At 49.2% G+C, this 25,820-nt stretch carries 29 protein-coding genes; 9 read left to right on the top strand and 20 right to left on the bottom strand.

Annotated elements, in window-relative coordinates:
• Positions 1–38: 38 nt before the first annotated feature.
• The gene (locus JHJ32_RS21090) at positions 39–404 is read left to right on the top strand and encodes a hypothetical protein (protein ID WP_200122392.1); all 366 of its coding nucleotides are present in this window, start codon (positions 39–41) and stop codon (positions 402–404) included.
• Here the strand turns inward: JHJ32_RS21090 and JHJ32_RS21085 are convergent.
• Together JHJ32_RS21085 and JHJ32_RS21080 are read right to left on the bottom strand one after the other, a co-directional pair.
• Positions 380–1,231, bottom strand: coding sequence for an IS3 family transposase (locus JHJ32_RS21085; RefSeq protein WP_200122390.1), 852 nt, complete (start codon positions 1,229–1,231; stop codon positions 380–382). The genes JHJ32_RS21090 and JHJ32_RS21085 overlap by 25 nt on opposite strands.
• Positions 1,228–1,506 (bottom strand): transposase, encoded by a 279-nt coding sequence (locus JHJ32_RS21080; protein ID WP_200122388.1) that lies wholly within the window; start codon positions 1,504–1,506, stop codon positions 1,228–1,230. The genes JHJ32_RS21085 and JHJ32_RS21080 overlap by 4 nt, the downstream gene beginning before the upstream one ends.
• Before the next feature lie 542 nt (positions 1,507–2,048).
• Here JHJ32_RS21080 and JHJ32_RS21075 point away from each other — a divergent pair.
• From JHJ32_RS21075 to JHJ32_RS21065, 3 genes are all read left to right on the top strand, one after another.
• On the top strand, positions 2,049–2,429 hold the full coding sequence (locus JHJ32_RS21075; RefSeq protein ID WP_200122381.1) for a hypothetical protein: 381 nt from the start codon (positions 2,049–2,051) through the stop codon (positions 2,427–2,429).
• Positions 2,430–2,613: 184 nt separating this feature from the next.
• A complete protein-coding gene (locus tag JHJ32_RS21070; RefSeq protein ID WP_200122379.1) occupies positions 2,614–2,919 on the top strand; it encodes a hypothetical protein in 306 nt (101 codons plus the stop codon).
• A gap of 300 nt (positions 2,920–3,219) precedes the next feature.
• Entirely contained in the window at positions 3,220–3,633 is a 414-nt protein-coding gene (locus tag JHJ32_RS21065) for an isoprenylcysteine carboxylmethyltransferase family protein (RefSeq protein WP_200122377.1), read from the top strand.
• A gap of 99 nt (positions 3,634–3,732) precedes the next feature.
• Here the strand turns inward: JHJ32_RS21065 and JHJ32_RS21060 are convergent, their stop codons facing one another.
• The 5 genes from JHJ32_RS21060 to JHJ32_RS21040 all read right to left on the bottom strand — a co-directional run bounded on the left by JHJ32_RS21060 (position 3,733) and on the right by JHJ32_RS21040 (position 7,885).
• Positions 3,733–4,512 carry a DUF3307 domain-containing protein gene (locus JHJ32_RS21060; protein WP_079715735.1) on the bottom strand — a complete coding sequence of 260 codons (780 nt, stop codon included), beginning with the start codon at positions 4,510–4,512 and terminating at the stop codon, positions 3,733–3,735.
• Positions 4,509–5,114 carry a SatD family protein gene (locus JHJ32_RS21055; RefSeq protein WP_200122375.1) on the bottom strand — a complete coding sequence of 202 codons (606 nt, stop codon included), beginning with the start codon at positions 5,112–5,114 and terminating at the stop codon, positions 4,509–4,511. The genes JHJ32_RS21060 and JHJ32_RS21055 overlap by 4 nt, the downstream gene beginning before the upstream one ends.
• A gap of 207 nt (positions 5,115–5,321) precedes the next feature.
• Positions 5,322–6,236 (bottom strand): AraC family transcriptional regulator, encoded by a 915-nt coding sequence (locus JHJ32_RS21050; RefSeq protein ID WP_079716023.1) that lies wholly within the window; start codon positions 6,234–6,236, stop codon positions 5,322–5,324.
• Positions 6,237–6,373: 137 nt separating this feature from the next.
• Positions 6,374–7,210 (bottom strand): SDR family NAD(P)-dependent oxidoreductase, encoded by an 837-nt coding sequence (locus tag JHJ32_RS21045; protein ID WP_200122373.1) that lies wholly within the window; start codon positions 7,208–7,210, stop codon positions 6,374–6,376.
• 123 nt (positions 7,211–7,333) lie between these two features.
• On the bottom strand, positions 7,334–7,885 hold the full coding sequence (locus JHJ32_RS21040) for a suppressor of fused domain protein (RefSeq protein WP_200122367.1): 552 nt from the start codon (positions 7,883–7,885) through the stop codon (positions 7,334–7,336).
• A 180-nt stretch (positions 7,886–8,065) separates the two neighbouring features.
• Between JHJ32_RS21040 and JHJ32_RS21035 the strand changes: the two genes are divergently transcribed.
• A complete protein-coding gene (locus JHJ32_RS21035) occupies positions 8,066–8,287 on the top strand; it encodes a hypothetical protein (RefSeq protein WP_200122360.1) in 222 nt (73 codons plus the stop codon).
• A 21-nt stretch (positions 8,288–8,308) separates the two neighbouring features.
• Here JHJ32_RS21035 and JHJ32_RS21030 read toward each other — a convergent pair whose 3' ends face one another.
• The 12 genes from JHJ32_RS21030 to JHJ32_RS20980 all read right to left on the bottom strand — a co-directional run bounded on the left by JHJ32_RS21030 (position 8,309) and on the right by JHJ32_RS20980 (position 17,857).
• A complete protein-coding gene (locus JHJ32_RS21030; RefSeq protein ID WP_200122358.1) occupies positions 8,309–9,631 on the bottom strand; it encodes a hypothetical protein in 1,323 nt (440 codons plus the stop codon).
• Complete coding sequence (locus JHJ32_RS21025) at positions 9,632–10,255, bottom strand: hypothetical protein (RefSeq protein ID WP_079715741.1); 624 nt, start codon at positions 10,253–10,255, stop codon at positions 9,632–9,634.
• Between the two features lie 2 nt (positions 10,256–10,257).
• Positions 10,258–11,250 carry a hypothetical protein gene (locus JHJ32_RS21020; RefSeq protein WP_200122356.1) on the bottom strand — a complete coding sequence of 331 codons (993 nt, stop codon included), beginning with the start codon at positions 11,248–11,250 and terminating at the stop codon, positions 10,258–10,260.
• Positions 11,251–11,345: 95 nt separating this feature from the next.
• Positions 11,346–11,915, bottom strand: a complete 570-nt coding sequence (locus JHJ32_RS21015; RefSeq protein WP_200122354.1) for a Crp/Fnr family transcriptional regulator — start codon at positions 11,913–11,915, stop codon at positions 11,346–11,348.
• 3 nt (positions 11,916–11,918) lie between these two features.
• Positions 11,919–12,428, bottom strand: coding sequence for an SDR family NAD(P)-dependent oxidoreductase (locus tag JHJ32_RS23045; protein ID WP_255539833.1), 510 nt, complete (start codon positions 12,426–12,428; stop codon positions 11,919–11,921).
• Entirely contained in the window at positions 12,428–12,727 is a 300-nt protein-coding gene (locus JHJ32_RS23040) for an SDR family NAD(P)-dependent oxidoreductase (RefSeq protein WP_255539832.1), read from the bottom strand. Before JHJ32_RS23040 ends, JHJ32_RS23045 begins: the two co-directional genes overlap by 1 nt.
• 111 nt (positions 12,728–12,838) lie before the next feature.
• Positions 12,839–13,420, bottom strand: coding sequence for a YdeI family protein (locus JHJ32_RS21005; protein WP_200122352.1), 582 nt, complete (start codon positions 13,418–13,420; stop codon positions 12,839–12,841).
• Between the two features lie 67 nt (positions 13,421–13,487).
• On the bottom strand, positions 13,488–14,417 hold the full coding sequence (locus JHJ32_RS21000; protein WP_200122345.1) for a serine hydrolase: 930 nt from the start codon (positions 14,415–14,417) through the stop codon (positions 13,488–13,490).
• Positions 14,418–14,433: 16 nt separating this feature from the next.
• Entirely contained in the window at positions 14,434–15,684 is a 1,251-nt protein-coding gene (locus tag JHJ32_RS20995; protein ID WP_079715751.1) for an RNA polymerase sigma factor, read from the bottom strand.
• Positions 15,684–16,028 carry a YciI family protein gene (locus JHJ32_RS20990; RefSeq protein WP_079715752.1) on the bottom strand — a complete coding sequence of 115 codons (345 nt, stop codon included), beginning with the start codon at positions 16,026–16,028 and terminating at the stop codon, positions 15,684–15,686. The genes JHJ32_RS20995 and JHJ32_RS20990 overlap by 1 nt, the downstream gene beginning before the upstream one ends.
• A 165-nt stretch (positions 16,029–16,193) precedes the next feature.
• Positions 16,194–17,042, bottom strand: coding sequence for a hypothetical protein (locus tag JHJ32_RS20985; RefSeq protein ID WP_200122343.1), 849 nt, complete (start codon positions 17,040–17,042; stop codon positions 16,194–16,196).
• A 68-nt stretch (positions 17,043–17,110) separates the two neighbouring features.
• The gene (locus JHJ32_RS20980; protein ID WP_200122341.1) at positions 17,111–17,857 is read right to left on the bottom strand and encodes an SDR family NAD(P)-dependent oxidoreductase; all 747 of its coding nucleotides are present in this window, start codon (positions 17,855–17,857) and stop codon (positions 17,111–17,113) included.
• A gap of 103 nt (positions 17,858–17,960) precedes the next feature.
• On the opposite strand from JHJ32_RS20980, the gene JHJ32_RS20975 reads away from it, so the two are divergent.
• Together JHJ32_RS20975 and JHJ32_RS20970 are read left to right on the top strand one after the other, a co-directional pair.
• The gene (locus JHJ32_RS20975) at positions 17,961–18,317 is read left to right on the top strand and encodes a helix-turn-helix domain-containing protein (protein WP_079715755.1); all 357 of its coding nucleotides are present in this window, start codon (positions 17,961–17,963) and stop codon (positions 18,315–18,317) included.
• A gap of 113 nt (positions 18,318–18,430) precedes the next feature.
• Complete coding sequence (locus tag JHJ32_RS20970; protein WP_200122339.1) at positions 18,431–18,991, top strand: DUF4142 domain-containing protein; 561 nt, start codon at positions 18,431–18,433, stop codon at positions 18,989–18,991.
• 147 nt (positions 18,992–19,138) lie between these two features.
• Here the strand turns inward: JHJ32_RS20970 and JHJ32_RS23080 are convergent, their stop codons facing one another.
• Entirely contained in the window at positions 19,139–20,605 is a 1,467-nt protein-coding gene (locus tag JHJ32_RS23080; protein ID WP_176146103.1) for a LuxR C-terminal-related transcriptional regulator, read from the bottom strand.
• Positions 20,606–20,909: 304 nt separating this feature from the next.
• Here JHJ32_RS23080 and JHJ32_RS20960 point away from each other — a divergent pair, with 304 nt between their 5' ends.
• Entirely contained in the window at positions 20,910–21,545 is a 636-nt protein-coding gene (locus tag JHJ32_RS20960; RefSeq protein ID WP_200122338.1) for a phage tail protein, read from the top strand.
• Between the two features lie 45 nt (positions 21,546–21,590).
• On the top strand, positions 21,591–25,820 hold a 4,230-nt coding region (locus JHJ32_RS20955; RefSeq protein WP_200122336.1), incomplete at its 3' end, for an Ig-like domain-containing protein.

Raw genomic sequence — 25,820 nt, 5'->3', positions numbered from 1 at the left:
AAGCTCTGACGGACTTTGGTTAGTTAAATAGAAAGCTTATGAATAAGAATAACGAAAAGATATACAGCTTCTTAAAGTTAAACGGCTTTGAACTAGTCCAAAAAGATACATCTTCATTTTTTGGGGATTACTATGATATATTTACTAATAACAGTTTCCAATTAAGATTTAGCAGTTCTAAATCATTTGAAACAGTTGATATACGGAGTAGTAATCCAAATGACAATTGGTACGATTTGGCGTTAGTAAAAACTCTTCTGTATGATGAAAAAAATCTTACTAAGGCAACCACCATTGAAGAACACAAAGATTTTTTACAGGAAGAGCTTTATGATACTCCCTATTTGTTGGACAACTTTTGCACTAATTTAAGATATAATCACGACACATTTTTGATTTGCTGATAGAACCTTTCATCGGGCGTTACCCGTCCAATCGATTTATGCCTTCTTTCGGTGTTGTAGAACCGCACATAATCCTTCACCTGTCGGTATAAGTCAACCCCTCCGTTGGGCGGGTTGAGATAGATCTTCTCCCTTTTTAACGAGCCCCAGAACCTTTCGATGTAGATATTGTCCAACGCCCGGCCTTTACCGTCCATGGATATTTTAACCTCATGTCCCTTAAGTGCTTCGATGAATACCGAGGATGTAAATTGGGATCCTTGATCGGTGTTGAAGATTTCCGGTTTCCCGTGCCTTTCCAAGGCACCCAGCATGACGTCCCGACACCATTCGGCACTCATCGTATTGGAAACGTCCCAGCCCATAATTTTACGGCTGTACACATCGATGATGGCAAACATATACATGAACCCACGGAACATGGGGATGTAGGTGATATCAGCCTGCCAGACCTGATTTGCCCGGTCGATCTTCAGGTTCCTGAGCAGGTAAGGAAACTTATAATCCCCCTTGTTTGCCTTGCTGAGATTCTTTTTGGGATGGATGGCCTTCAGGTTCATGATTTTGTACAATCTCCTGATACGCTTTTCCCCAACAGCGTACCCTAGATCCATTTTCAGGTACGTGGTCATGCGTTCCACGCCATAGAACGGGCAGTCCAGGAATTTACGGTCAATCGCTTTCATTACCCGCTGGTTGAACAGGGATTCCCCTTTGGGCTTGAAATAATAACTGCTGCGCGGCAGCTCGATGACCCTGCATTGCTGGAACACGCTCAACTTTTTATAGGGTGGGCAAACAAGCCTGCGTTTATCTTCCAAACTCATTTGCCCAATACTTTTTTTAAGAAATCCACCTGTATCTGTAACTCCCCGATCTTTGAATAAAGCTCTTTTTCCCTGGATTCGTCCTTAACTGGAGCATGCTCCTTACTGAAAACCGATTCAGCCTTATCAAGAAATTCCCGTTTCCACGTATTGATCTGTGTGGGATGAACCTCGTATTTCGCAGCCAGTTCATGGACGGTCTGCTGTTCTTTAATAGCTTCGATGGCGACCTTCGCCTTAAAGCTTGCACTGAATTTCCTGCGTTCTTTTTTCATTCTTACAACTGCTAAGTTAAACATTTAAGCAGCTGTCCAATATTTGGGGAGTACTATACTTACCAATATTGCCGACCTCTTTAATGATCGGAATTATCTAACTACGAAAAAGAGATTGGAAGAATTAGGAAATGAACGAGCGGAACAAATGTTTCCAGGAGTAAGAAAATAAAAGCAAAGGCCACCGATTAGGTGGCTTTGCTATTTATTAAAGGCTTTTTGACGTTGGTGGAGAATATCCATGGCCTATCAATATTCGTTCTTTTATATCAGCATCCTCAGTTGCGTTCGGAAGTTTTGGAGGAGACGGCCGCGGACCATCAACACACGATTATCCAAGAGCTTGGTCAAGAGTTAATTCGTCATTTACGGTTGACCCCGCAAGGGGCTCTGTAACAAATTTAAGGACCGAAAGCAATCCAACCGTATTTTACGGGGCACCAAACCCGCTCAACCCGGGTTCTCGTATCCCCCCGACAGCCAAAATACCGGAGCCTTCGGCCGCAATCAGTAATATTGATGCCTCTGGAAATAGTTTGTCATTGGACTTTAAACATTCAGCCAAAGATCCGGTTACTCCAAGTATTGTAACACCTGATTTAGATGTGCAAGCAAGTTTGAGCATAACGGAAAATTTAGAAGCTGGTTTCATCAATGTCAACGGGAACTTTACTGGAGATGCATTCCCCAGTACCGAAGCGTTCATTACAGACCAGTCTGGAACGAGATTATTACTTGGTGCCCATAAAGAACGAGGCGGCTTAGGTAGTTTGTTTTTTGAAAACAAGCGTTCCACTTTCAATGTCAATATGAGAATAAATATTGACGGTAAGGGCAACTTTACAGGAGTAGTGTATGACGGTAAAAGCTATACACTTGAGGCTTGGGATAAGTATATACAATCAAATTTTAATCAAAAATGAGATTATTATTTTGTTTACTTATGAGTTTATTTTCTTTAGCCTGCACTGATAACGGTGAAGATAGCGTTTATATTTTGCCTAAGGATTATACGGGCTATGTGATCATATTATATAAACAGGCTGATGGAGAAGCAAAGGAATACAGGGGGGGAAACGAATCTATAAAATTCCCTCTTCTGGAATATTGAAAACGCAATTCGATCCCGATTACGGTGAAACTAAATTTCCTGAATTTTACTATGTAGAAGTTGCCGACAGAAATCGAATACCAGTTATTATTGATTGGAAAAATGATGAAGAAGATAAAGTAAGTACTACTTTGCCTTCCATTGGAAAAGCATACGAAAATGTTGATGGCTCAAACGCAATAGAATACGCTATATTTTTTGTTGGAAATAGAAAGCAGATAGAGTTGTATTCAAAAAAAATAAACAAAGTCGATATTGTTGAAATGATGAACTCAACAATTAAGGACGCCACTTCAAAATAATGGTGCTATTACGATTACGGCGCGAGGTTCTATGACCCGGTGATTGGCAGGTAGCGAGGTGTCGACCCACTTGCCGAGCAGATGCGGCGGTGGAGCCCTTGGCATTACTCTGTTGCGTTTTTTTCCTTATTGTTCCTTTTGCCAATCTTTGGAGCTTATGCCCAAGGTATCCATGAACTTCCTGATGTTCCGGCCTGGGATGCAGGCTATTGGTCCGGCGACATGCCGGTTAAGGGCTGTTCATCCAAGCCCTTCATTGTCCGTTGGATGGGAATTGTAACAAGTAAAGTAAAACTGCATATGCGAGCAAAAATTCCACCCGATATCGTCCTCATAGGCTGTGGCGTACTGATGTGGTTGTCGGCAAGATGCCTGCCTCGGTCCGGTTTGGATATACCGTATCATACCGTGTTATCGGGGCTGATAGCGCTGTTTGGGCTGGTCATCATAGTTTCGGCCAAAGCCGCTTTGCGCAAGCACCGTACAACGGCGCAGCCTGGGTGGCGCTCGTTGCCCACGGCATCCGTATTGGTGACCACCGGTGTTTATAACCTTTCGAGAAATCCCATTTACCTGGGGATGGCGCTACTGCTCGTTGGATGGGGGGGGGCTCGCAAACTGGGCCAGTGCGATAGGCGTGCTTATTTTCGTCGGGTTTATGACCAAGTGCCAGATCATGCCCGAAGAAAAGGTGCTGGGGCAGCGCTTCGGTGACGAATACCGGCAGTATAGCAGCCGTGTGCGGCGCTGGATTTGAATGGCACGACCGCCTAAATCATAGGCGGGCATGCCGATGTTTGCTTACCGGAAGTGTCAAAGGTCAGCAAGCTGCGCCAGGCCATACTTGTACAATAAGCTGATCAATAAGGCCAATCCGAAACTTAGCAGCGTGCCGATCAGTACATACTCGGTCAGCTTTCTGTCTTTAGCCGTTGACAAGTCGCTGAACCTGAAAATAGACTTTGCTGCAATCATAAACCCTATTGCCTGCCATTGGTTCATTAAAATAAAGCAGAAAAGAAAAAGTCGCTCCAGATATCCGATGTATTTGCCTGCGTTGGTGAGTGAGTCTTTCTCGGACGGTCCTTTATATTGCAGGATTCCTGCTTGTTTTGATTTTTCCGGCGGGGTTTGCTGGGCTTCGAGCCCCCAGCTTGACAGCGACTGTTTGATAATTATTGAAGATACAAACGTGACGCATATAATTGCCAATGCAAAAAGCAGCGTTTCGTCGGTAAACAGCCCTTGAATAGAAAAGGTAAACGGCTCATAGAGATAGACGGCCAATAATATGAAAATGCCATGTGCCAATTGGTCGAGCCAGAACAATGTCGGTTTGTTTATGCTGCCATCCAGGTGAGTCTTAATCACATCAATAATGAAGTGGCTCGGCAGAACTAATAAAAAGGCTTTCCAATAAAAAAAATCAAATCTCAGCAAAACCAGCATCGTTATGGCATGTACCATGATATGGAGATACAGGTGCCATGATTTGTGCTTTCTTTCCGACTTGCTTTTTGCCCATTTATCGGTTTGTAAGACAAAATCGCCCAAGACATGGGCAAGAAATAATTTTAGGGCCAACGTGATCATACGCTACCAATTTGTTTTCTGTAAAAATGCTCCATACGCATCACGGCATCATATCCTCCTCTTTTGAGTGCTTCGCTGATACTGCTTTGTGATTTTCCCATTTTGCTTGCAATGCCTTCCTGATTCATTGCGGGGTGTTCGATGGCCATTTTGACGACCTCGGCCACCGTGGGGCTCCAATTGTCTATGGTCAGCGCGGCAAGTGAGAGCATGAGGTTAAGCACTTCGTCCAGCTTTTTGCTGCCGGTAGCAATCCCCATGGTTTGTTTCTTGAGTGCGTCGAAGCATTCACCGGAAAGGATAAACGCACTGCCGGTAGATGATGTGATTTTATTTGCGGTGTGTTCCCCCGAGCCTACGCCCACGGCTATTCTTACGTCAAGGGGAGGCACCTGTTTCATCCCTGCTTTTATGTGGATTGCCACGTTGAGCGCATGCTCCGGAGCAACGCGGATTTGGAAACTATCTCCCCGGAATATTTCCCAGTCAGTCGGTTCCTTGCCATATTGGTTCAAGATACGCGTCAGTACGGGCTGCCATTCGTTGGCAAGTTTTGATCGGGAGCTTACGATGTCCCCTGTTAATACAGCTATCGTTTTCATATTCCGTCTGCTTTGGTCAAATATCGGTTTTATATCCGATAATTGCAAATATCGGCTTTATGTCCGATAAATCAACTTATCGCCCCGGTGGCCAATATTGACTTGCGGCTACCATCAATGCATCGTGTTATCAATGCAAATATAATACTAAAATTATTAGTTTTATGGGTTGGGTGGAAAAAAATTTGATAGCGGTGGAGCAGACACTCAATTAAATCCCGCCCTGAATTCCAGCGGGCTTTGGTTGGTCTTCGCTTTAAATAAGCGGCTAAACGACTGCGGCTGTTCAAAGCCAAGTTCGTAGGCGATCTCCGACACCGTCAGTTGGGTGGTCGACAACCTTTCTTTGGCTTTTTCAATCAACTTTTCATGGATGTGCTGCTGGGTAGTCTGTCCCGTCAGCGTCTTGAGCAAGCTTCCCAGGTAGTTGGGCGATACATGCAATTTTTCGGCGATGTACTGAGCCGTAGGCAGCCCCTTGCCGGTAAGGCCATTGGTGAAATAATCGTGTAATACGTTTTCCAGGCGTTCCAGCAATTGGTGCCCGCTCTTTTTGCGGGTCAAAAACTGCCTTTGGTAAAAGCGCTCACTGTAATTAAACAACAGCGCTATTTGCGTAATGATAATATTCTGGCTGAATGCATCGATATTGGCATGATATTCACGTTCGATATTTTTCAGGATACCGATAATGATCTGCTCTTCCTTTTCAGAAAGAAATAAGGCTTCATTGACCGCATAACCAAAAAAATCATATGCTTTTATCTTTTTGGCCAGAAACGTATTCCATATAAAATCTGGATGAACCAGCAGTAACCACCCACTCGGCCTTATTTCCGGGTTTTCTGTTGAGATGCGTACCACCTGGCCGGGAGCAACGAAAGATAAGAGGCCCTCGTCAAAATCGTATTGTTGCTGCCCGTAACGGAATTTTCCCTGTATATTCCGCTTAAGGCCCATCGAATAGAACTGCTGCACCCAGCTGATTTCCTTTTCTTTGGTTTGGTAAGTTACCAGCCCGTAGTCTACCAGGCTGACCAGTGGATGTTCCGGTTTGGGCAATCCACTCATTTGGTGAAATTCGCTCAGTGTTTTGAATGTATGGACGAATGTGTTGTTCATTTGCTCAAATTTAGCTAAAGCTGCTTTGACCTGCAACAATATTGGTCTATCCCCGCTCATCAGCTGCACGTTTGTGACAGCGTTCAAAAAAAAATGAGACGGGATACTGAAAACCCGTCTCATTTGTCTTTCCGTGCTTAAAAATCAGTAGATTTACTTAGCTCTTCGTTGTTGCTCAATTCGGCTTCCAGCAGTCCTATTTTGTTGCGGGCCATGCCCAATGAATCGCTTCCCATGAAGAAGTGCAGAGGCGGTTGCTCACTTTCGGCCAATTGGATAAAAGCAAGCGCTGCCTTTTGCGGGTCGCCGGGCTGATTGCCGACAATCTGTGTTTCATGCAAGGCTTCAAGGTCACGGGCTTCTTTATAAGCAGCCAGCGGGTTCGCTGCCAAGCGGAGGGAGCCTTTCAACAAAAAATTGGTCTTGAAATAGCCGGGATAGACAACGGTCGCCTTGATGCCCATGGATTGAGTTTCTGCCGAAAAAGCCTCGGTAAGCCCGGCCACGGCAAACTTAGTGGCGTTGTAGATGCCCCATCCGGGAAAGGTGCCTAAAAAGCCAGCAATGGACGAAATGTTGATGACGTGCCCTGACTTCTGGCGGCGCAGATGCGGCATCGCGTGCCGCATGACGTTCAGCAGGCCAAACACATTGACCTCAAAGTTCATCCGGGCTTCCTCGTCGGTCAGTTCCTCCAGCGTACCGAGCTGGCCATAGCCCGCGTTGTTTACCACCACGTCAATAGAGCCGAATCGTTCTATCGTCCGGGCGATGGCTGTGCTTACACTTTTTTCATCAGCGATGTCCATTTCAATCGGCAGGAAATGGTTGAGCATGCCCACCTCCCTTGCCAGGCCGTCTGCATCTCTTGAGGTCGCCGCTACCGCGTAGCCAGCTTTTAATAATGCCTGTACGAGCGATAGGCCCAGCCCCTTTGAAGCTCCGGTTACAAACCATACTTTTTTCGTGTTCATGTTTTGAGTGTTTATTGTTTACGATTACGCTACAAAATTGGCCATTGGGCCAACTTTGGACGTAACCGAATCAATGGTTGATGTAACAGAAACAACGATATGGTTGTAGCCACTTGGCTGGCATCACCTTACCCGATCCCGCGTTACGCTGTAATTGTCAAAGTTCGGGTGGTGCCAAAACGCTTCGAGTCCGATTTTTCCAAAGACCTCAAGTTCGTCCGAATACATGGGGTAAAGGCCCGAGATGTTGATCGTATAGTCCGTACCGATGTCAATATCGAGGTAATCTTCCCGGTCTAACGTGCTCGGTGCGAAAACAAAAAAAGCATCCATTGCCGAATCCGGGCTTATCTGCTCGCCAACGTTTATCGTTTGTCCATACGAGAAAGGGCAATTGCCCCTGAGTTGATTGGCGATATACCCGATGATCTGTCCCCACGCTAAATTGGAGGACGCTACCGAAATACAAAGTTCAAGCCTGCCGTGTTTCCAGGCGGGATGATCAACCAAGGACAATCCGTAGGTCAAAGCGGTGATATACCCGCTGTCCGGGATTTCGGGATAGACGATGGATGCTACACCGGGCAGGCCATCAATGAGGCTCTCGTTTCTGTAAAACAGCGGCTCCCGTTGAAAAATATGGTCCAGGTATTCCAGATACTTTTCTGCTGCCATAAGCTGATATGATTTAAAACAGTATGCCCCTAAAGGTACAATAAAAAAACACGCCCGAGCGAATCCAGCTCATCAACCGCAGCTTCACCCTGTCGTTACGGTTTCCCGTAACGGAGTGCCTTCATCCTTAAGTACCTTTGAAGGCAGGTCAGTACGGAACTGCTACTAACTCACATGGTTATGAAATTTATATTTTTACAAGCCACACCTTCAGGAGAAATCGTGGCGTTCGTCTTTATTCTTGCCATTTCGATTGCCGTATTTTTTGGGATAAGGGGGATTTTGCTGTGGTATTGGAAAGTTGATACCCTGGTAAAAAACCAGGAAGAAGCAAACCAGATTTTGAGGTCCATTGCGCGGATGCTGGAGTTGAGGGAAGAATCTACTTCCAAGTCAGACTAACGCCAGCTGGAGCCAAAAAAATTATTTTTCCAAAATGATGTCGAGCACGTTGTTCCGCTCGGCGTCCGTGCTCAGCTGAAACGTTTTTGTCTGCCCGCCGGCGGTTATCCGCAATGCCGCCGTATTCGGCGGGATGCGTCCGAGATTTTCGGCCCTGAACAGAATGCGGTTGTTTCCGGGTTTCAGCATGACTCCAAAGCGTTTGCCAGCCTTTGTGACCGCCAGTCCGTCTGCAACGGTGGCTCCGTTTACCTGGATGGAAATGATGTCTCCGTCTTCGACCTGCTGGTCCCAGATCTCCAGCTCGATCTTTGCAGTGCGGACCGTCCACTGCCCGATGAGCATATTCCGGCGGCCTGCCGTTTTTCCGCGATAGGCGGGCACTGTGGGCTCCGGGTGCGGGCGGACGGCAGCCGACCCGGGCCGGTATTGAAACCGCGCTACCATGACGGTCGCATAAGCATTAGCGCGATTGCTGAAGTCAAAGGCAAAAAGCCCTGCGTCGCTGCCGCCCGTGCCGATAAGGAAGTTAGCCGTGTTCGGCGGCAAGGCACCATAACTATCGGCAAAAAAAGCGATATAATTTTCCCCCGTATCCAACGTCAATTCGTCCAGCTCCATCGCTTTTTCTACGGGCAGGTTGTGCGCTATTAACCGGCCGTTGTGCACCACGGTTACGGTGTCATGGTCATACCGTTGCTCATCCTGCACGGCAAAAGACAGCGTAGGTGCATCGGTAGGTATTGGATCGTACACACCATAATAGAGGGAATCTGTATGTACGATGCGGCTGGTATGCGGATGCACCCAGGGGGTGGTATCCGCGCGCTGAAGGACGATTGCCCCGCGATAAAGGAAATCCCGGATATACACTTTGGTATTGGTTTGGAGCTCGTCGTCGTACAATCCACTCATGAAAACGCCGAAATCATCGATCCAAAGGCGGCTTAGCCGCAGTTGATCAGCGGTATCGCCCCGTTCGTGGTCAAGGGTGCCATTCAGGTACATCATCCACGGACCCAATCCGAAAGGCTGCTCATCCACGGGCACCTTGTTTCTGCCGATACCCAGCCGGCGGTCATGTTTCTTGACCAGTAGCAGTTCATATTCGCCCGCGAAGCCGCCGTAGGTCAATGATAGCTTGGCCGGGTAGAGCATGTTTTTCACCGGCGCCGCAATATGCAGCTGCATGCGGATGGCCGGGATATGTGGCCATGGCTGGTACTTCATCTCCCATATCCCCGGCCACATGGAGCCTGCCTGGGCCGCAGCAACCAGGGCGAGGCAGCATAAAAAAGCCGTGCACGTATTCCTGAGGACAAATCTTTTGGTGATAATGATCATCTATAGGCGTTCGAAGGAAGTCACCGAGCCATCCCGGCGAAACGATATTTGCCAAAGCTCCCGTGCACCATCGATGCGGTTGGGGTACCACCGGGTAAGGCCACTATGAATGATCAGGTACACATGGTTGGCCTGCCGTGCCCCTTCAATGGCGGCTGCTTTCTCATTATAATTCCGGATAACGGCTGCCGCCGTGCGGAAGGGCACGCTGTCCAGGGCAATCATTTTGTCCGATAATCGTTCGCGCGCCGAAAGCTGGACAGGGTGGGGGCCACTCCATTTTCCTTGGCGGTAGGTATACGCATCTACATAGTCCATGTTTTCGGGGTGTTGCAATTTTGCCGCGATGCGGCCATCGTCATAAAAGTGGATATCCGCGTATAAATTGATGGACCTCGAGCGGTATTGCGGCAGCTCCCTGAGCTGCTGTTCGGCACGGGCCAGCGCATCCTCGTCAGCAACGAACCTGGCAACAGATTCCCGATTCGCAGAAAAGAATGGCTCTTCAGGCCGCGTATTGAATGTATCCTTGATGCTTTTGGATACGTGTTGGCACGCCGTCAGCAGCAGGGCGGCACACCATATCGCCGCGTTGCGCGCGAATACTGAGCATGAAGTTTTCATCGTCATTCGGTCTGATCAAGATCTGTGGCAAAAGCTACCGTTTGCGGTTGGTCTGCCAGGTAAAAAATCGGGATGGTTTCTGCCCGCGTAATATCCATTCCCAGCAAGCTGACAATTTTTTTGCAGCTCGTTCGGTGGGTAGTGCCCCGGGAATCTTCATATTCCAGTTCAAAGCGCACCTGCGGCTGCTCGTTGATGTACGTGCCGGTTTGCTTGGCTTCGAGCAGCCGGGCCACCGCCCGGCGTCCCCTGTATTTCAGCTGCACGGCGGTCTTGTCATTCAGGAAAAACCGGCCTAAGCCACCATTCATAAGCCACCGCAGGCCCAATAACGCCAGTGGGCAAATCAACAGCGGGTGAAAGTACGTGAGAAAACGCCAGCCTGTGCCCTGATGTTCATAGCGATAGCTCAGTAAGTAATAGGCCGCAACCAACCCCAGCAGCCCCATCCATCCCAGGAAAACGATGAGGCGCCGGGTAGTATCCGGCTGGAACTCCGAACCGTCGATAACGATGACGCGGCTTTTTGCCAAGGACTCATCGATCCGCAGGCGCAACCGCTGCCCTACGTCGAACCGGCCCAGCTGCGGGCGCATATCCACCACAGGCAAAGTTTCCTGGATAGGCACACCCGACAAGTTGTTGAAGCGGAAAGTAACCTCCAGCCGCCGCCGGTTTCTTTCCGGTTTGCCCACGGTCCGTGAGGCGACCACCTCGGCGTCGCGTATTTCACCCGTTCTTAAGAGTTGGTTCATCTGGCGCAGTTCCCTGGCCGGCGCTATAAACCACTGCCCGAAATAGCGCGCCAACAGCCAGCTCCACAGCACGACCGATAAGGCCAAATAAACAAGCGCCCAATAAGGAGCGGACAGGGTGCTAACCAAGCGCTGGCCGCCCGAGTAATAGATGCTATAGTACAAAAACATCGGAAAAGGCACCGCAAAAAAGAAAGCATACAGCGCCCAGAAAAGTGACATACCGTTTTTAAACGCCATACACAAAGATAAAATTTTTTGTGAAAGTCGAAATGCAGACGAAAAAATCTCCAGCCTATCCAGCGAGGGTGCGGGAGCACGTGCGGTCGCAAGAATTAGCGAATATTCTTTCTGATTCTGCTCAGTGAAGACGGTGTGATCCCAAGGTAGGAGGCCAAATAAGAAAGAGGAATACGGTTGGCAAGCCCCGGGTAATTATTTAAAAAATTCAAGTAACGTTCCGTCGCATCTTCTGCCATCATTGGGCTAATCCTGTTTATCTTATCAGACAAGCCTTTTGCCGTTATCTTGGCAATAATTTCGTCCCAGCCAATTATTGTCAAGGAAAGCTCTCGCATTACGGGTCTTGATAACACAATGTACTTACAGTCCGTGATAGCCTGCACATACTCCGTTGAGGGAATTTGCTGATTATAGCTGTTAATGTCTGCAAGAAAGTTATTCTCATCAATAAAGTACTTGGTTAACTCATCGCCTTTATTGTTGTAATAGCACACCCTCATAATTCCATCCGTGAGGAAAATAACCTCGCACGGAATTTTCCCCGCTTCGTGGTAGTATTCGTCTTTTTTGATTTCCTTTATGACGGCTTTGCTACTTATTAATCCGATCTGTTGCCTGTTCAGATTGCCAAACTGCAACAAATAATTGATCAGTGTTTCCATAATTTATTTCATCTGGTTCATTAGCATACGGTCAAATAGCTTATCAGGTAGGAGTTTTCGCATCAAGAGAGATGGCCTCGCGTTACTCGCCATATAGCGAGTTTTCGGATTTTTTGCTTCAATTCCATTTTTGATGAGCTTCGCAATTTCAATGGCTTCTATGGCATTCGCTGCCAAAGACGCATACATTTTCGTTACCCGATTTGCCAGGTCTTTGTATACTGTTTTCCCTGAGATACGCGCCAAATCGGCCGCCCCGTTTTCAATCATTTCCGATTTTGTTCCGCCCGGTTCAATGACCATTACATCAATGCCGAATGGTTTCACCTCGTTACGCAAACAATCGCTTAATCCTTCTATGGCAAATTTACTGGCATGATACCAACTTCCCATTGGTAAACCGACTTTGCCGCCGACCGACGATATATTTACGATCTTGCCGTATCCATTTTTGCGCATTTCCGGCAATGCCAATTGAATTAAACGCGCAACGCCAAACAAATTTATATCCATCAGGTTTTTGCCTCGGCCATTGGCACATCTTCCAGTGCTCCATATGACCCCAAACCCGCACTGTTGACTAAAATGTCAATGCTTCCTGCTTCACTGAAAATCTGGTTTACACATGACACCACGCTTTCGTCTTTTGTAATGTCCAGTGTAATCGCTTTTACACCATAGGGTTCCAGCTTTTGGATTTTTTCCTTTCTGCGTGCCGCACCGTATACGTTGTAACCGCTTTGTGCCAAATAAACCGCAGTTGCCTTCCCAATTCCTGAGGAAGCTCCCGTAACTAAAACTGTTGTTGCCATTCTCTAATTTTTAATCGTTAATAACGAAACAAAGATGCTGCAAAACAATATGGAGTTACTTGTCATTTGGCAAAAAGCGTATGCAGTCCAAAGACTTCCGCGATAGCTACGTTAATCATCAATCCCTTTGCCGTCTATAATATGCTGGTAATATTTTTCGATTCTTGCTTCCCGGGTTTTGGGTTGTTTGGCTTGGTTGAAATAAAACAGATATCCTTTCTGCCTTCCCGGTGTCAGCGAATGGAACGCTTTGGCCAACGTTTCGTCTTCGGTTAGTGCCCGTTGAAACTCTTCGGGCACGGGGTAGTCTGTCACTTTTTTCAATGCGACTTTCTTGCCCGACTTTTCAATTTCAACCGCTTGGGCAATGTAATCTTGGATAGCAGGTTTCAACCTTATGATTTGTTCGGCATTGGTAAACCTGATTTGTCTTGCAGACTGCACGTTTTCCGTCTGCTGGATTAAGAGACCCGCCGTGTCCTTCAACAAAGCACCTTTATGGAACAGCAACGCACAATATTCCTTAAATCCATGAATGAGCACGACGTTCTTTCCCTGGAAGGTATAACAGGGATGCTTCCATTTATAATCTTCTTCGAGCGATTTGTTTTCACGGACGATCTCCCGTAGCAATTGAAATTCTTCGCTCCATTTTCCGGTTTTTTCAAAAAAACGTTCAGCCTGTTCATTCATACGCCGTAAATTTAAGCTTTTAAACCGCTTATTGGATCACGTACTCCACATAAGCTATGGAGATTGCTTATTGTTTTATCCACATGAGCTGGTTGAGGGCAAGCGCCTTGATTGCCGAATCTGGCCCTTCAATAAATTGGTAATGAATATCGTGTCCGTCGTATCCGACAGCCTTTAAAGAATTGTTGCCTGAGAACGACAACGGTAGAGGAGGCAAGACCTCTTCGAGGTAACTCGAATGCAGTCTGCCATCTTTCAAGTATATCTTCAGGCTGTCATAACCGCCTTCCAATGTATATGTGCCTACATATTTTTCCGGTTCGGTAACAGGCTTTTTGATATATTGGGGTACAATCAGCTCAGCGATATATTCATTGATCCTGTTGAATTGAAAATCAGTGGTATTGACCAATACCACCCATCCGATTTTCAGTTCGGGATTGAGTACGATTTCACACCGTGCCCCCAGCATCGAACCTTCGTGCATGACAAAAGGATAGGCGCGTAGCCAACCGATGCCCAGTTGCTGCATCATTCTCTTGCTTTTCCCCGAAAGAACAAGGCTATCATCCTCGAATTGGGCGCTGATGAATTTTGCGAGGTCGGCTGCGGTTGAATACATGCCTGCGGCGTAGACCATCGAATTGGGATAATAGTCGGGCGTTCTGATGAACCCTTTCTTATCGTCTCTGTAAAAATATCCTTTAGCGATCGGGTTGCTTCCTGAGCCAACGGTACCGAACCCTGTATCGTAGAGCTGCAAGGGGGTACAGATGTTGGAAAGGATATATTCCTCATATTGGGTACCTGCGGCTTTTTCAAGTCCCATACCGAGCAGGCCATACCCCAGGTTGGAGTAGCGACGGGTACCCTGATTTAAGAACTGGTACTCCGGATACTGTCTGCTTACAAACTTAAGCGATGCGATAAATGCTTTTTTAGATGCAGATCGGATAGGGCCATGATCCGTCTTGGTTAGTAGCCAACTATCGACCAATTTCTCGGCGTGTATTTCAGGTTCGTGTTTCTTTCAGCCGCGCTATTTCCTTTATCAAGGTCAGTTTTTCTGTCTTGGATTTTGTATGCCGGATAGCTTGTTCGTAGTGTGCAATCGCTTTATCAAGGTCTGTATCCGCATACAAGTAACCTAATAATTCGTGATAATAGGTGTTGCCTGTCAGCTGTAATTTTTCGGCTTCGGTTATGGCTTTGTCATGTCCGTAAACTTTGGCAAAAGCAAACGTTCTGTTCAACGCTGTTATTGGCGAATATTCAACAAGGATAAGCCGGTTGTAAAGCTGTAAAATATGTTGCCATTTGTTTTGGTCTGCCGGCGCGGTATGCCAATAGGCAATGCCTGCTTCCAAATGGTATTTTGAAATCTCGTTGTTGTTGCAGGCGTTTACCAGAAAGTAATTCCCTTTCGCTATCAATGTGGTGTCCCACAGACGTCTGTCTTGTTCGTCAAACAAAACGGCTTCGCCTTTCTCGTTTGTTCTTGCTTCAAGTCGCGAGCCTTGGAAACACATCAAGGCAAGCAAGGCGTTCGTCTGCGGAGTGTCGGTCAATGGGTTTTCTGTCAAAATCAACGTCAACCTTATTGCTTCCGAGCAAAAGTCCTTCCGGATTTGCCGGCGGTAGGTTTTTGAAAAATAACCTTCGTTGAAGAGCAAATACAACGTTTTTAGCACGGTATCTAACCTTGATTTGATGGCCGTTTCACTTAACGATTTGATTTGGAAATCGTCGTTGCGCAGGTTGGCTCTTGCTCTAAGCAAACGCTTCTTAATCGTTTCGGTTTTTGACAAAAAAGCATTGGCAATTTCTTCAACGCTGAAACCGCAAAGAATTTGCAACGCCAAACAAATTTGTGCTTCGGTTGAATTTGTGGGATTGCAAACCGCAAAAATCATGGCTAACTGGCTGTCAGAAATGTTCTGGCTGCTTAGCTCAAAATCGTTTTCGGCTTCAATTTCGGTTGGTTTTATGGCTTCTTTAACCTGCGTTTCGAAAACTGCTACGTGCTTAAAGTAATCCTTGGTTTTGTTTTTGGCCACGGCGTAAAGCCACGCCGTAGGGTTCTCGGGTATTCCGTTAATTGCCCAATTTTCGGATGCTTTTAAAAAGGTGTCGCTGGCGATATCTTCGGCAATTTCAATGTGCTTAAGACCAAAATGACGGCATAGAACAGCCGTCATTTTAGCGTATTCCTGCCGGAACAGGTGAGGTAAAAGCTCATCATGTGATTGATGCTGCACTTTCATCACTCACGTCTTAAAACTTCCCGGACTTCAATGTTTCCGCCTACCTGGTCAAAAATCGGATTGGCCTTGGCCATTTCTACCGCTTCATCAATGTTTTCAGCACTTACCACGATGTAGCCGCTGATAAATTCTTTGATTTCGGTGTAGGGGCCGTCCGTGACCACATTGTTGGGTTTTACCGTTTTTGCACTTCCCGGAATGGGCAGAAGGGTGTTGCCTTTGTCCACCAATTTGTTCTGTGCGGCGATACTGGCCAGCCAGTTCATGCGTTCCTGCATTTGTTCGGGCGATGGTTTGAAATCCGCAATGTCTTTTAATCTGAAAATTAACGCAAATTCTTTCATTTCCTTAAAATTTATTGTTCGTCTTCATGACGACCGACATTTCAGAACGGGGACAAAGTTCGCTTTTTTTTTGTCGGACGGATCACATCGTCGGCCAGCTCCGTTGAGTATTTGCGATATTCGGTAATCGAAGGGATTGCGGGGCATATATCTTTTTGCCGAAAGTTAAGGAGCTAACCAAGAGCGGTCCACATCAAGCCGGTAGATAGTCGTCGTATCGGTCGTACTGTCATCATCTTCACACAACAGAAACGAAACGCTTCCGGTTTCGGTTGGATAGCGGGCAATCCCCTCGAATTTATGCGTCCGGGAGATTATGCGGCTGTGTAGCAGCTTCCGGCTTCCCAGATCGATGGCGCCGAACAGGCTGCCGCCCACCTCGCCATCATGGTAGGTAGACTGGCCCGCCTCGGCCGTAGCGATAAAGTACAGCGTATCTCCGGCAACCGTTGCATCCGAAAACCCAAAGGGCAGGCCGTCCATCACGGGCAGGTCTATCTCCTCATAGGAGACCTGGGGATTTTCAGTCAAGCTGGGGCCGTGGACGGTAAATAAGACATTCCGCCCGCCCGGTCCGTTCCCCCGGTTGAGGAACAGCCAATCGGCGCCATAAACAGCCACCCCTTCGATATTAAAATCATCCGGACCGATTCCGGCAGCCGAACGCATGACATCATATAACGCATGCAGCTGCAAGGTATCGGTCCGGCGGTCAGTTTTTGAAACAGCAAACCCAAGCTCCCGGGCAGGGGTGGAGCCCGAGCCGAACACATAAGTCGCATCGTCGCGCTCCACGATGGCTTCCAGATCCATCTTCCAAGCCTTCGCCACCTGTTCGGTATGTTCGCCATCCTTGAGCAGATACCGGGTCAGCTGGCCCGTATCCAAGGGATATTCGTAGAGATAATTGCTGTTGTCGGAGACCAGGCGGATCAGGCCATCTGAAAACGTGATTCCCGAAGCCGCACTGATGCCGACGATTTTTAAGAGTGCCTGTAAATAAAATCCATTCATGGTTTGTCCCCTGTCCAGTCTTATGCCACACGCAAGTATACATAAATTCCATGAATCAACGGGGTAAGTTATTTCAGTGCATAGCCGATATAACCACCATCTACCAACAGCTCCGTTCCGGTAATAAAACTCGCCTTGTCAGAAGTCAAGAACAGAACGGTATTTGCTATTTCGTCAGGGTTGCCCATTCGCTGCAAAGCCGTTGTTGTGGCAAATTGTTTTTTTACATCATCATCAGGAACGGCTTTGTCGAATCCCTCGGTTTGCGTTGGTCCGGGACTCACAATGTTCACCCTGATTTTTCTGTCAGCCAATTCGTTTGCAGCCACTTGGGCAATTTTATTTACCGCACCTTTGGTAGCCGAATAAACACTTCCATACATTTGAGATGCCGTTGCCACAGTTGATGACGTGAATAATACCGAAGCGCCGTTTGCCAAATGCGGGATGAGTTTTTGCAAGGTAAAGAAATAGCCTTTTACATTGGTGTTGAATTGTGCATCAAAATCCGCTTCGGAGGTTTGTTCAATCGGAGCAAATGTGGCGATTCCTGCATTGAGGAAAAGAACATCCACCTTGTTGCCGCTTTCTGCAACGGCCTTTTCCAATACAGCAATTCCTTCCAGGCTTGACGTGTCCGAAACCACGGTTTTTAATTTGGGGCTGTTTATTTTTGTAGCTGCTTTTTGCAGGTTGTCGGCGCTTCTGCTTGTTATCCAAACGCTTGCCCCTGCATTGATAAATGCTTTTGCCGTCGCAAACCCAATCCCTGTGCTACCGCCTGTAATGACTACATTTTTGTTTGTAAAATCCATTTTTAATATATTTTGTTTTGACAGGCAAAGGTAGGTTGTGCTGGTTATTTTTAGTAACTTTGTGTCGAAAAATAACTGTATCATCGGTGTAACCAAGTAACATATGAAGTGTCAGACAAAGGATTTCAGGCAAGAGCACAAAAAAGAAATGAGGGCCGTTCAAGATTCTATGGACGTGCTGAACGGGAAATGGAAAATACCAATCATCTCATCCATATGCTTTTACAACAAAAGGCGTTTTTCCGATATTCTAAACGATATAGATGGGATTTCCAACAGAATGTTGAGCAAAGAACTGAAGGAGCTCGAACTAAACAAGTTGATAAAACGAACTGTTTTAGACACGCAGCCGGTGACAGTTGAGTATCAGCTTACCGAGCACGGTCTGACGCTGAAAACCATTATCGACAATCTTACAGAGTGGGGAATTTCGCACCGCAAAAAAATAATTGAGGAATAATTCTGCCACCGGATTTCCCAATTATACCATTTTGCCAACAAATCAGCTTTCCGCGTGTTCATAAAAGTAATAGCAGTACAGCGTGCAACGGCGGCAGCGCCAAATGATGCAAGATGGTCAGGACAACAGCTTTACTTTGGTTATTGGCACCATGTGGATGGTTAGTATTATGCCTCAACGACAGCGGTGGCAAAAAAGGCCGCATGCAGGAACAGGAATTTGTGGAGTTGGCAATGAGCAGCCTCCGGTTTGAAATTGAAGCCGGCGGGTACGCCTACGCACAAGGTACCGATAGATACATCATTGAAGGGGGCGCTCGGCTGGCATCAGACTACGGCGCTGCATGTACACAACTGGCCGAACTGGCGGCATCCAAAGGCCTGCGGGTTCCAGACGTCCCGTTAGAAAGCGAGCAGCAGATGCTCGACGGACTAATGGCTCCGGAAGGAGGGCCATTTGATCAGAAATACACGGAGCAGATGGCGCTTTGGTATGGTAGGGCCATCGAGTTGTTTGCGCAGGCCGCCGCTCCGAGCGGCGTGAGGGACGATGAGTTGCGCCAATGGGCCGCCGAGAAATTGTCGATGTTGAGTGATGATGCCATCTACCAAGCCTTTCGAGCAGCGCCAGAACCATCAGGGCGCGCCAATAGCGCAGCTGCTTCATTACCGTGATTAAGCACCTTTTTTCTCGCCCGGAATACATCGCGTATCATCGCAAACTTGATAAACCACCATTCCTTTTACGGTTGGCTGCCCATGAGCGGCGGAGCGTGCCGCCGGAAAGGAGCCCACGGCACGGAAGGGGACGGGTGATGAGGACTAGCCGGCAACCCCCTTCGCAAGTACCTGTACCTGGTTTCGGTTCCTGACGTCCAGTTTGACATAGAGGTTGCTGATATGGTATTTTGCCGTACTCAAGGTGATGAAAAGCCGTTCGGCGATTTCCTTGTTTGTCAGGCCATCCCAGATACATAGGAGTACCTCAGTTTCGCGCTCGGTAAGTGCATACTGGGCGCGAAGCTCATCTGCCAGTTGTTGTTTCGTGGCCATGGCTGGTGTATGGTTGGCAAGGAATGCTTGCTGGTAATGGTTGTCCGCCGCCTTCACTTCGAGCGCTTTGAGGTAGTTGTCCAGCTCCTGGCGGTACCGCTCGTTTTCATGCTGCAGCGCCCGGACCCTGAAGATGATGGCAAAACTGATGGCGATAATTTCCAACGCGCTCACCACCCGGAATGTATGTACCCCAAAGCCCCTGAACGCCGTTGCATCGACGCGGGTGTGCAGCACATACAGTAGCCCGGTAAGCACGACCATGCCGAAAGAAAGCAGCAGAAACCGGGCGTATACATCTTTTTGGAACCGCCTGGCCGCGAGGTAAAGGCAAATGGCCGGAGCAAGGAAGCAAAGCGTGTATACAAAGATACATATGGCAAGGCTGCCGGTAAGGGTATACACCAGCACACTGAGCAACAGCATGGCTGCCCAAGCGAAAAATCGCCCCTTGAGCCGTCGGAAGGTAGCCTGTAGGTCAAGAAAATAAAAGGTGAAGGGCACGGATACAATAGAGGTAACGGCGCTGTTGAGCACAATCAGGTAGTCCATGGTCCACCGTCCATTGGAAAAATAGTAAAACATGCCATCTTCGTAGAAGAAGGAAACAAAGGTGGTCAGCAACAACAAGCAATAGGTGATGAACCGCATGTCTCTGAAAACCAAGTAAAAAACAAGGTTGAAAATGAGCGACATGAGTGCCAGGCCATAGTACAGCCCGATACCAAGTAAATTGAACGATTCGGCGACGGCAAACCGGCTGCGCTCCGAAAACTCGACCTCCAGCAGCTGGGGCGTATGGTCTTTGACCTCAAGGTAAAAAACGGAATCGTGCGAAATGAATTCGTATTGCGGAAAACGGGCGCGGAAAGGGCTGGACGGACTACCGGTATCTCGCGGGATGCGCGTAAGCTGGCCACCCTGGAGCAAATAAAGACGATAGTCGTGGATGCGTGCCGACGGAATCCGGAAAACGGCGGGTACTCCACGTAAGCTGGCCGGTACGGTACCCCGGATCCAGGTACTTCCCAGGCTGTCTTGGGCAATGAACAGCTCCGGGTGATTATCCATGGGCACAAATTCCAGCCGGTCAGGGGAAGGAGTGGCCGATCCGGGAGCGTGGACTTGCGCACCACATGGAATGGAAACAATGCAAAGAACAATGCCGGTAATAAGCAAGTAAAGGTGCCGAGTCATATGATAGGATGATGTACATGGCAAAATTAATATTTTCATCGAATACATCGATTTTTCTTCAAACCTATACCAAAGTATAGGTGTTTTTTTGTGCCAAAGTGCTATGTTTGCGCCAGCTAATAATTAAAAAATCTGCTTAGTAACACTAAAATCTGCCTAATGCGTAATGTCGCCTATTTCCGATTGTAACCGCAAGTGTATTTCCTTTTTCGTGTGTGTTTCCCTTCGGTGTGTTCTTGGGTAATTCGAGCGTATAAAGACCCCGCATATAGCGTTTGGTGTATAAATTCGGTGTATAAAATAATGAACCTAAAGTATAGACTTGTTTTAAGATAATATGACTATGAGACTTTTAGTAAGAAAAATGGTGTTATCATCACTGTTTGTAGCAGTTTTTTGTGCAGCCACGGTTCCCGATGTCCGGGCGCAGGACGGGTTTATCGGTGAAATACGGATGTTTGCCGGAACCTTTGCGCCTCGAGGCTGGATGTTTTGTGATGGGAGCTTGTTACCAATTAGCTCTTATAGTGTATTATATTCAATTTTAGGCACCACCTATGGTGGGGATGGGCGTACTACTTTTGCGCTGCCGAATTTGAGCGGAAGGGTGCCCATGGGGGCTGGACAAGGGGCTGGCTTAAGCCATCGTGTCCTCGGAGAACGGGGTGGGCAGGAAATTGTTTCATTGACGTTGAACAATCTTCCAGCCCACAGTCATTCCCTCCCCGGTATACAAGTCAGCAGCTCGCCGGCGACAGAGCAAGTCGCCGGAACCAATGGCGCCAATACCCTCGCCGCACCTACTGTCACCGGCCGTGCAGTGCGCGCTTATAATAGTGGTACTCCTGACGTGACGCTGAATAGTGGTGGCGGAAACTCCGGGAACACGGGAGCTGGCCATCCAATAGACAACGTGCAGCCGTATGCAGTAATTAACTTTATTATTTGTGTTGAAGGGTATGCTCCCTCCAGGCCTTAAATGCTCCTCGTCAACGGTCACGGTATTCACTTTATTGGATCATTTATGAAAAATTTTTACTCCGCCTTCCCGAAAGGTATCGTATTCGTAGCGTTGCTATGGGCTGGGTTATCGCAGGTATCGGCACAGGTAGTCTTTCGTGAAACCTTCGATACCAACCCTATCGGTGCTACGCCGCAGACCAGTTTTGAGGTCACCCATCAAGGTGTATTATTCGATGTGGTGTTTACCAGCGAAGGTGATGGCGGAGATATCGCTTGGGATCATGTGGGGGGCTACGAAAATTCTCCTTCGATCAATTTTAATTCGGCGAGTGACAATCTTGCGACCAGGGAGGTGGTCACCATCACCCGTAGAGATGGCGCAGATTTTCTGTTTGTGGCATTGTATATAGACAATACCGCAGAGCCGGTGACGGTGCAGGGGTTTAAAGACGGAAACGCGGTTGCGGGGAGTTTGCGGACGGTTCCGACCGGCGATAAAGCGGTTTTGGATTTTGGGGGCGTCTTGGTGGATGAAGTGAAGATAAGCGCTGATGATTTTTTCCTCACGATTATTGACGGTGTTTTCCTTAACTATCCGCCGGAAATCACCACCTCCGGCGGGACAACCACCTTTACGGAATCCGTTAGCGGTGGCCCGGTACCGGTGGTGATCGACAATGGCTTAACGGTAAGCGATCCGGACAATACGACCCTTGCTTCGGCCACCGTGGCGATTACCGGCAACTTCCAAATCGTTGAAGATGTGCTTGGCTTTACCAACGACGGTGTTAACATGGGCAATATCACCGGCAGCTACAATGCGGCTACAGGCACACTGACGCTCGCATCAGCCGGTGCCACGGCAACATTGGCCGAGTGGGAGGCCGCCCTTGGGGCAGTCACCTATAGCAATACTTCAGAGGATCCGAATGTTGCTACGCGTACGATCAGTTTTGTGATAAGCGATGGAACCGATGACAGCGCACCGGCAACGAAGTCCGTCGCTGTGGTGGCGGTGAATAATGCGCCGGTGGTGACGGTGCCGGCCTCGATTACCGTCACGGAGGACGAGGCCAGCCCCCTTAGCGGCATCAGCTTTGCCGATGTGGACGCCGGGACGGGCCTGGTGACCGCTACCTTTTCGGTGCCGAGCGGTTCGCTGGCGGCGACCAGCGGAGGTGGTGTTACCGTTGGCGGGACGGCCAGTGCCCTGACGTTGACGGGCACGATTGCAGACATTAATGCGTTCATTGCTGCAAGTGGAGTCACCTATACCACGGCCTCGAATGCGACAGCGGATGTGACCTTGACCGTGACGATCAACGACAACGGAAATACAGGCTCGGGTGGGGCTCATGAGGATACCACCACGGTAACGCTGGAGGTAACGGCGGTGAACGATGCCCCCGTAAATGCGGTTCCGGCTGCACAGTCGGTCGACCAGAACGGCATATTGGTATTCAGCACAGGCAATGGCAATGTGATTTCCGTTTCGGATGTGGATGCAGGGGGAGGCACCATACAGGTGACGCTGACAGCCACGAATGGGCTGCTGACGCTGGGAAGTACCACAGGATTGTTATTTACGGTCGGTGACGGAGCCGCTGATGGCACAATGACCTTTACGGGGACCATCGCCGCTATCAATGCCGCGCTGAACGGGTTGGCATTTGTGCCTACAGCAGGCTACAACGGCCCGGCGAGCTTGCAAATCAGCTCGAACGATCTCGGCCTTACGGGGGCGGGTGGACCGCAGGAAGCGAATGATACAATCAGCATCACGGTGAATCCCATCAGCCCGATAGTGAATGCCGTGGGAGCTAGTAGCCCGGATGGGATGTATAAGGTTGGTGATGTGGTTTCCTTAACGGTGGCGTTCGACCAAGTCGTGATGGTGGATGAATCGGGCGGAAAGCCTGGTCTGCTGCTGGAGACGGGCAGTACGGACCGGGAGGCGGTGTATGTATCGGGCTCGGGCTCGAATACGTTGACGTTTGCCTACACGGTGCAGGCTGGGGATGCGAGCGCCGACCTCGACTATGCATCCACTGCCGCCCTGGCACTTAACGGCGGCACCATACAGAATGCTGCCGGCCTGGATGCCGTACTGACCCTGCCCGCTACGGGTGGCGCCAACTCGATCGCCGGACAGCATGCAATCGTGATCGATGGCGTGGCTCCGGAAGTTACGTCGGTAGCGGTGCCGGCTGACGGATATCATGTGGCGGGCGATGCGCTGGATTTTACGGTGCATTTCAGCGAAAACGTCACGGTGGACGCAACGGGCGGCAGGCTTCACCTCGAAGTGACCATCGGCACGGCTGTCGTACAGGCGGGCTATGTGAGTGGCTCGGGCAGCAACGCGCTGGTATTCCGCTATGTGGTGCAGGCGGGCGAGGTAGACCTCGACGGCATTGCCGTGAGTGGCAGCCTTGTGCTGAATGGCGCGACGGCCCGGGATGCGGCGGGCAACGATGCACTGCCTGCGCTCAACAACGTCGGCACCACCACGGGTGTGCTGGTCTATGCGGTGCGGCCCAGTGTGACGCTTAGTACGCCGGTCTCATCGCCGGTGAATGCACCGTTTACCGTATCAACGGTGTTCAGTGAAGCGGTCACCGGATTCACTGCAGCGGATATCAACGCTACCAATGCAACGGTGGCTAACCTGCAGACCTCGGACAACATCACTTGGACAGCACTGGTGAGCCCGGCGGCGGACGGAGTGGTGAGTGTCCAGGTGCCGGAAAATGTAGCCGTCAATATCGGAAGCAACCTCAACACGGCTTCGAATATACTGGATGTGAGCTACGATAACACGGCCCCGACGGTAGCGATAGCGTTATCTCAAACCTTGCTGAGGGACGGCGATAGCATGTTGGTAACGTTGACGTTCAGTGAGCCGGTGATCGGGTTGGCCAATGCGGACATCACCACGCCGAATGGAACGTTGACACCGATAGGATCGGCTGACGGGGGGATTACCTGGGCGGCTGCCTTTACGCCATCGGCGGGGGTGGAAGTTGTGGACAATGTCATCACCGTGGACAATACAGGCTACCAGGACTTGGCCGGAAATGCGGGGGCAGGAACGTCGGATTCTGACCGCTACGCCATCGATACCAAAGGCCCGACGGTCATTACACAACATATCACCGTTTACCTGGATAACGACGGCATGGTAAGTATCCTTCCGCAGCAAATAGACAACAACAGTACGGATGGCTTCGGTATTGCCAGCCTCGCGCTTAGCCAGACAGACTTCGACTGTGGCCAGTTGGGCGATAATACCGTGACGCTGACGGCTACCGATGTGAACGGCAACGTGGCGAGCGCCGATGCGATCGTGACCGTGGTGGACAGCACGGTGCCGGTGGTGCGTACCCGGGACATCATCGTTTACCTCAATGCGTCCGGAGCGGTAAGCATCGCCGCGGCAGATATCGACAATGGCAGCTCGGATGCGTGCGGCATTGCAACCGTCACGCTTGACCGGGCCGACTTCGATCGTAGCCATTTGGGCAATAACACCGTGACGTTGACGGTCACTGATGTGAACGGCAACGTGGCGCGTGCTGATGCAACCGTGACCGTGGTAGACAATATCGCTCCTGTGGTCACTTCGACGGATGTGCCGGCCAACGGTTATTACCGCGAGGGGGATGTACTGGACTTCATAGTGAATTTCAGCAAAACCGTAACGGTTGATGAAAATGCGGGCACACCGTATATGGAACTTACTGTGGGCATGGCCACCGTGCGGGCAACTTATGCCGGTGGCTCGGGCAGCGATGCCCTGCAATTCAGCTACATGGTCCGGGCGGGCGATCAGGATATGGATGGCATCGCCGTGGGTGGTTCCATCGTGCCGGACGGCGGCACGGTACGGGATGTGGCAGGCAACGATGCGGCAATGGAACTGATTAACGTGGGCAATACAGGCGGGGTGCTGGTCAATACGACGCATCCTGGTGTCGTACTCACCACGACGGCCGTATCGCCGGTAGATGGGCCGTTCACTATTTCGGTTGCTTTCAGCGAGGCGGTGACCGGATTTACGCTCGACGACCTTACAGCGGTGAACGCTACCCTCAGCGGTTTGCAGACAACAGACTATATCACGTATACCGTTTTGGCGACACCGTCAGCGGGGGGCACGGTGCGGGTGTCGGTTCCGGCTGGTGCGGCTGTCAATGTCGCCGGTAATGGAAACGGTACATCTAATGTGTTGGATATACAGTATAACCAGACAGTCACGGGCATCTCGCTCCCGGACGGCAGCTTCGTGTAC

It is taken from the genome of Parapedobacter sp. ISTM3 (genome assembly GCF_016533505.1).
Lineage (GTDB): Bacteria > Bacteroidota > Bacteroidia > Sphingobacteriales > Sphingobacteriaceae > Parapedobacter > Parapedobacter luteus.
The sequence above is the reverse complement of the archived record's forward strand: the minus strand, read 5'-3'. Positions and strand labels throughout refer to the sequence as shown.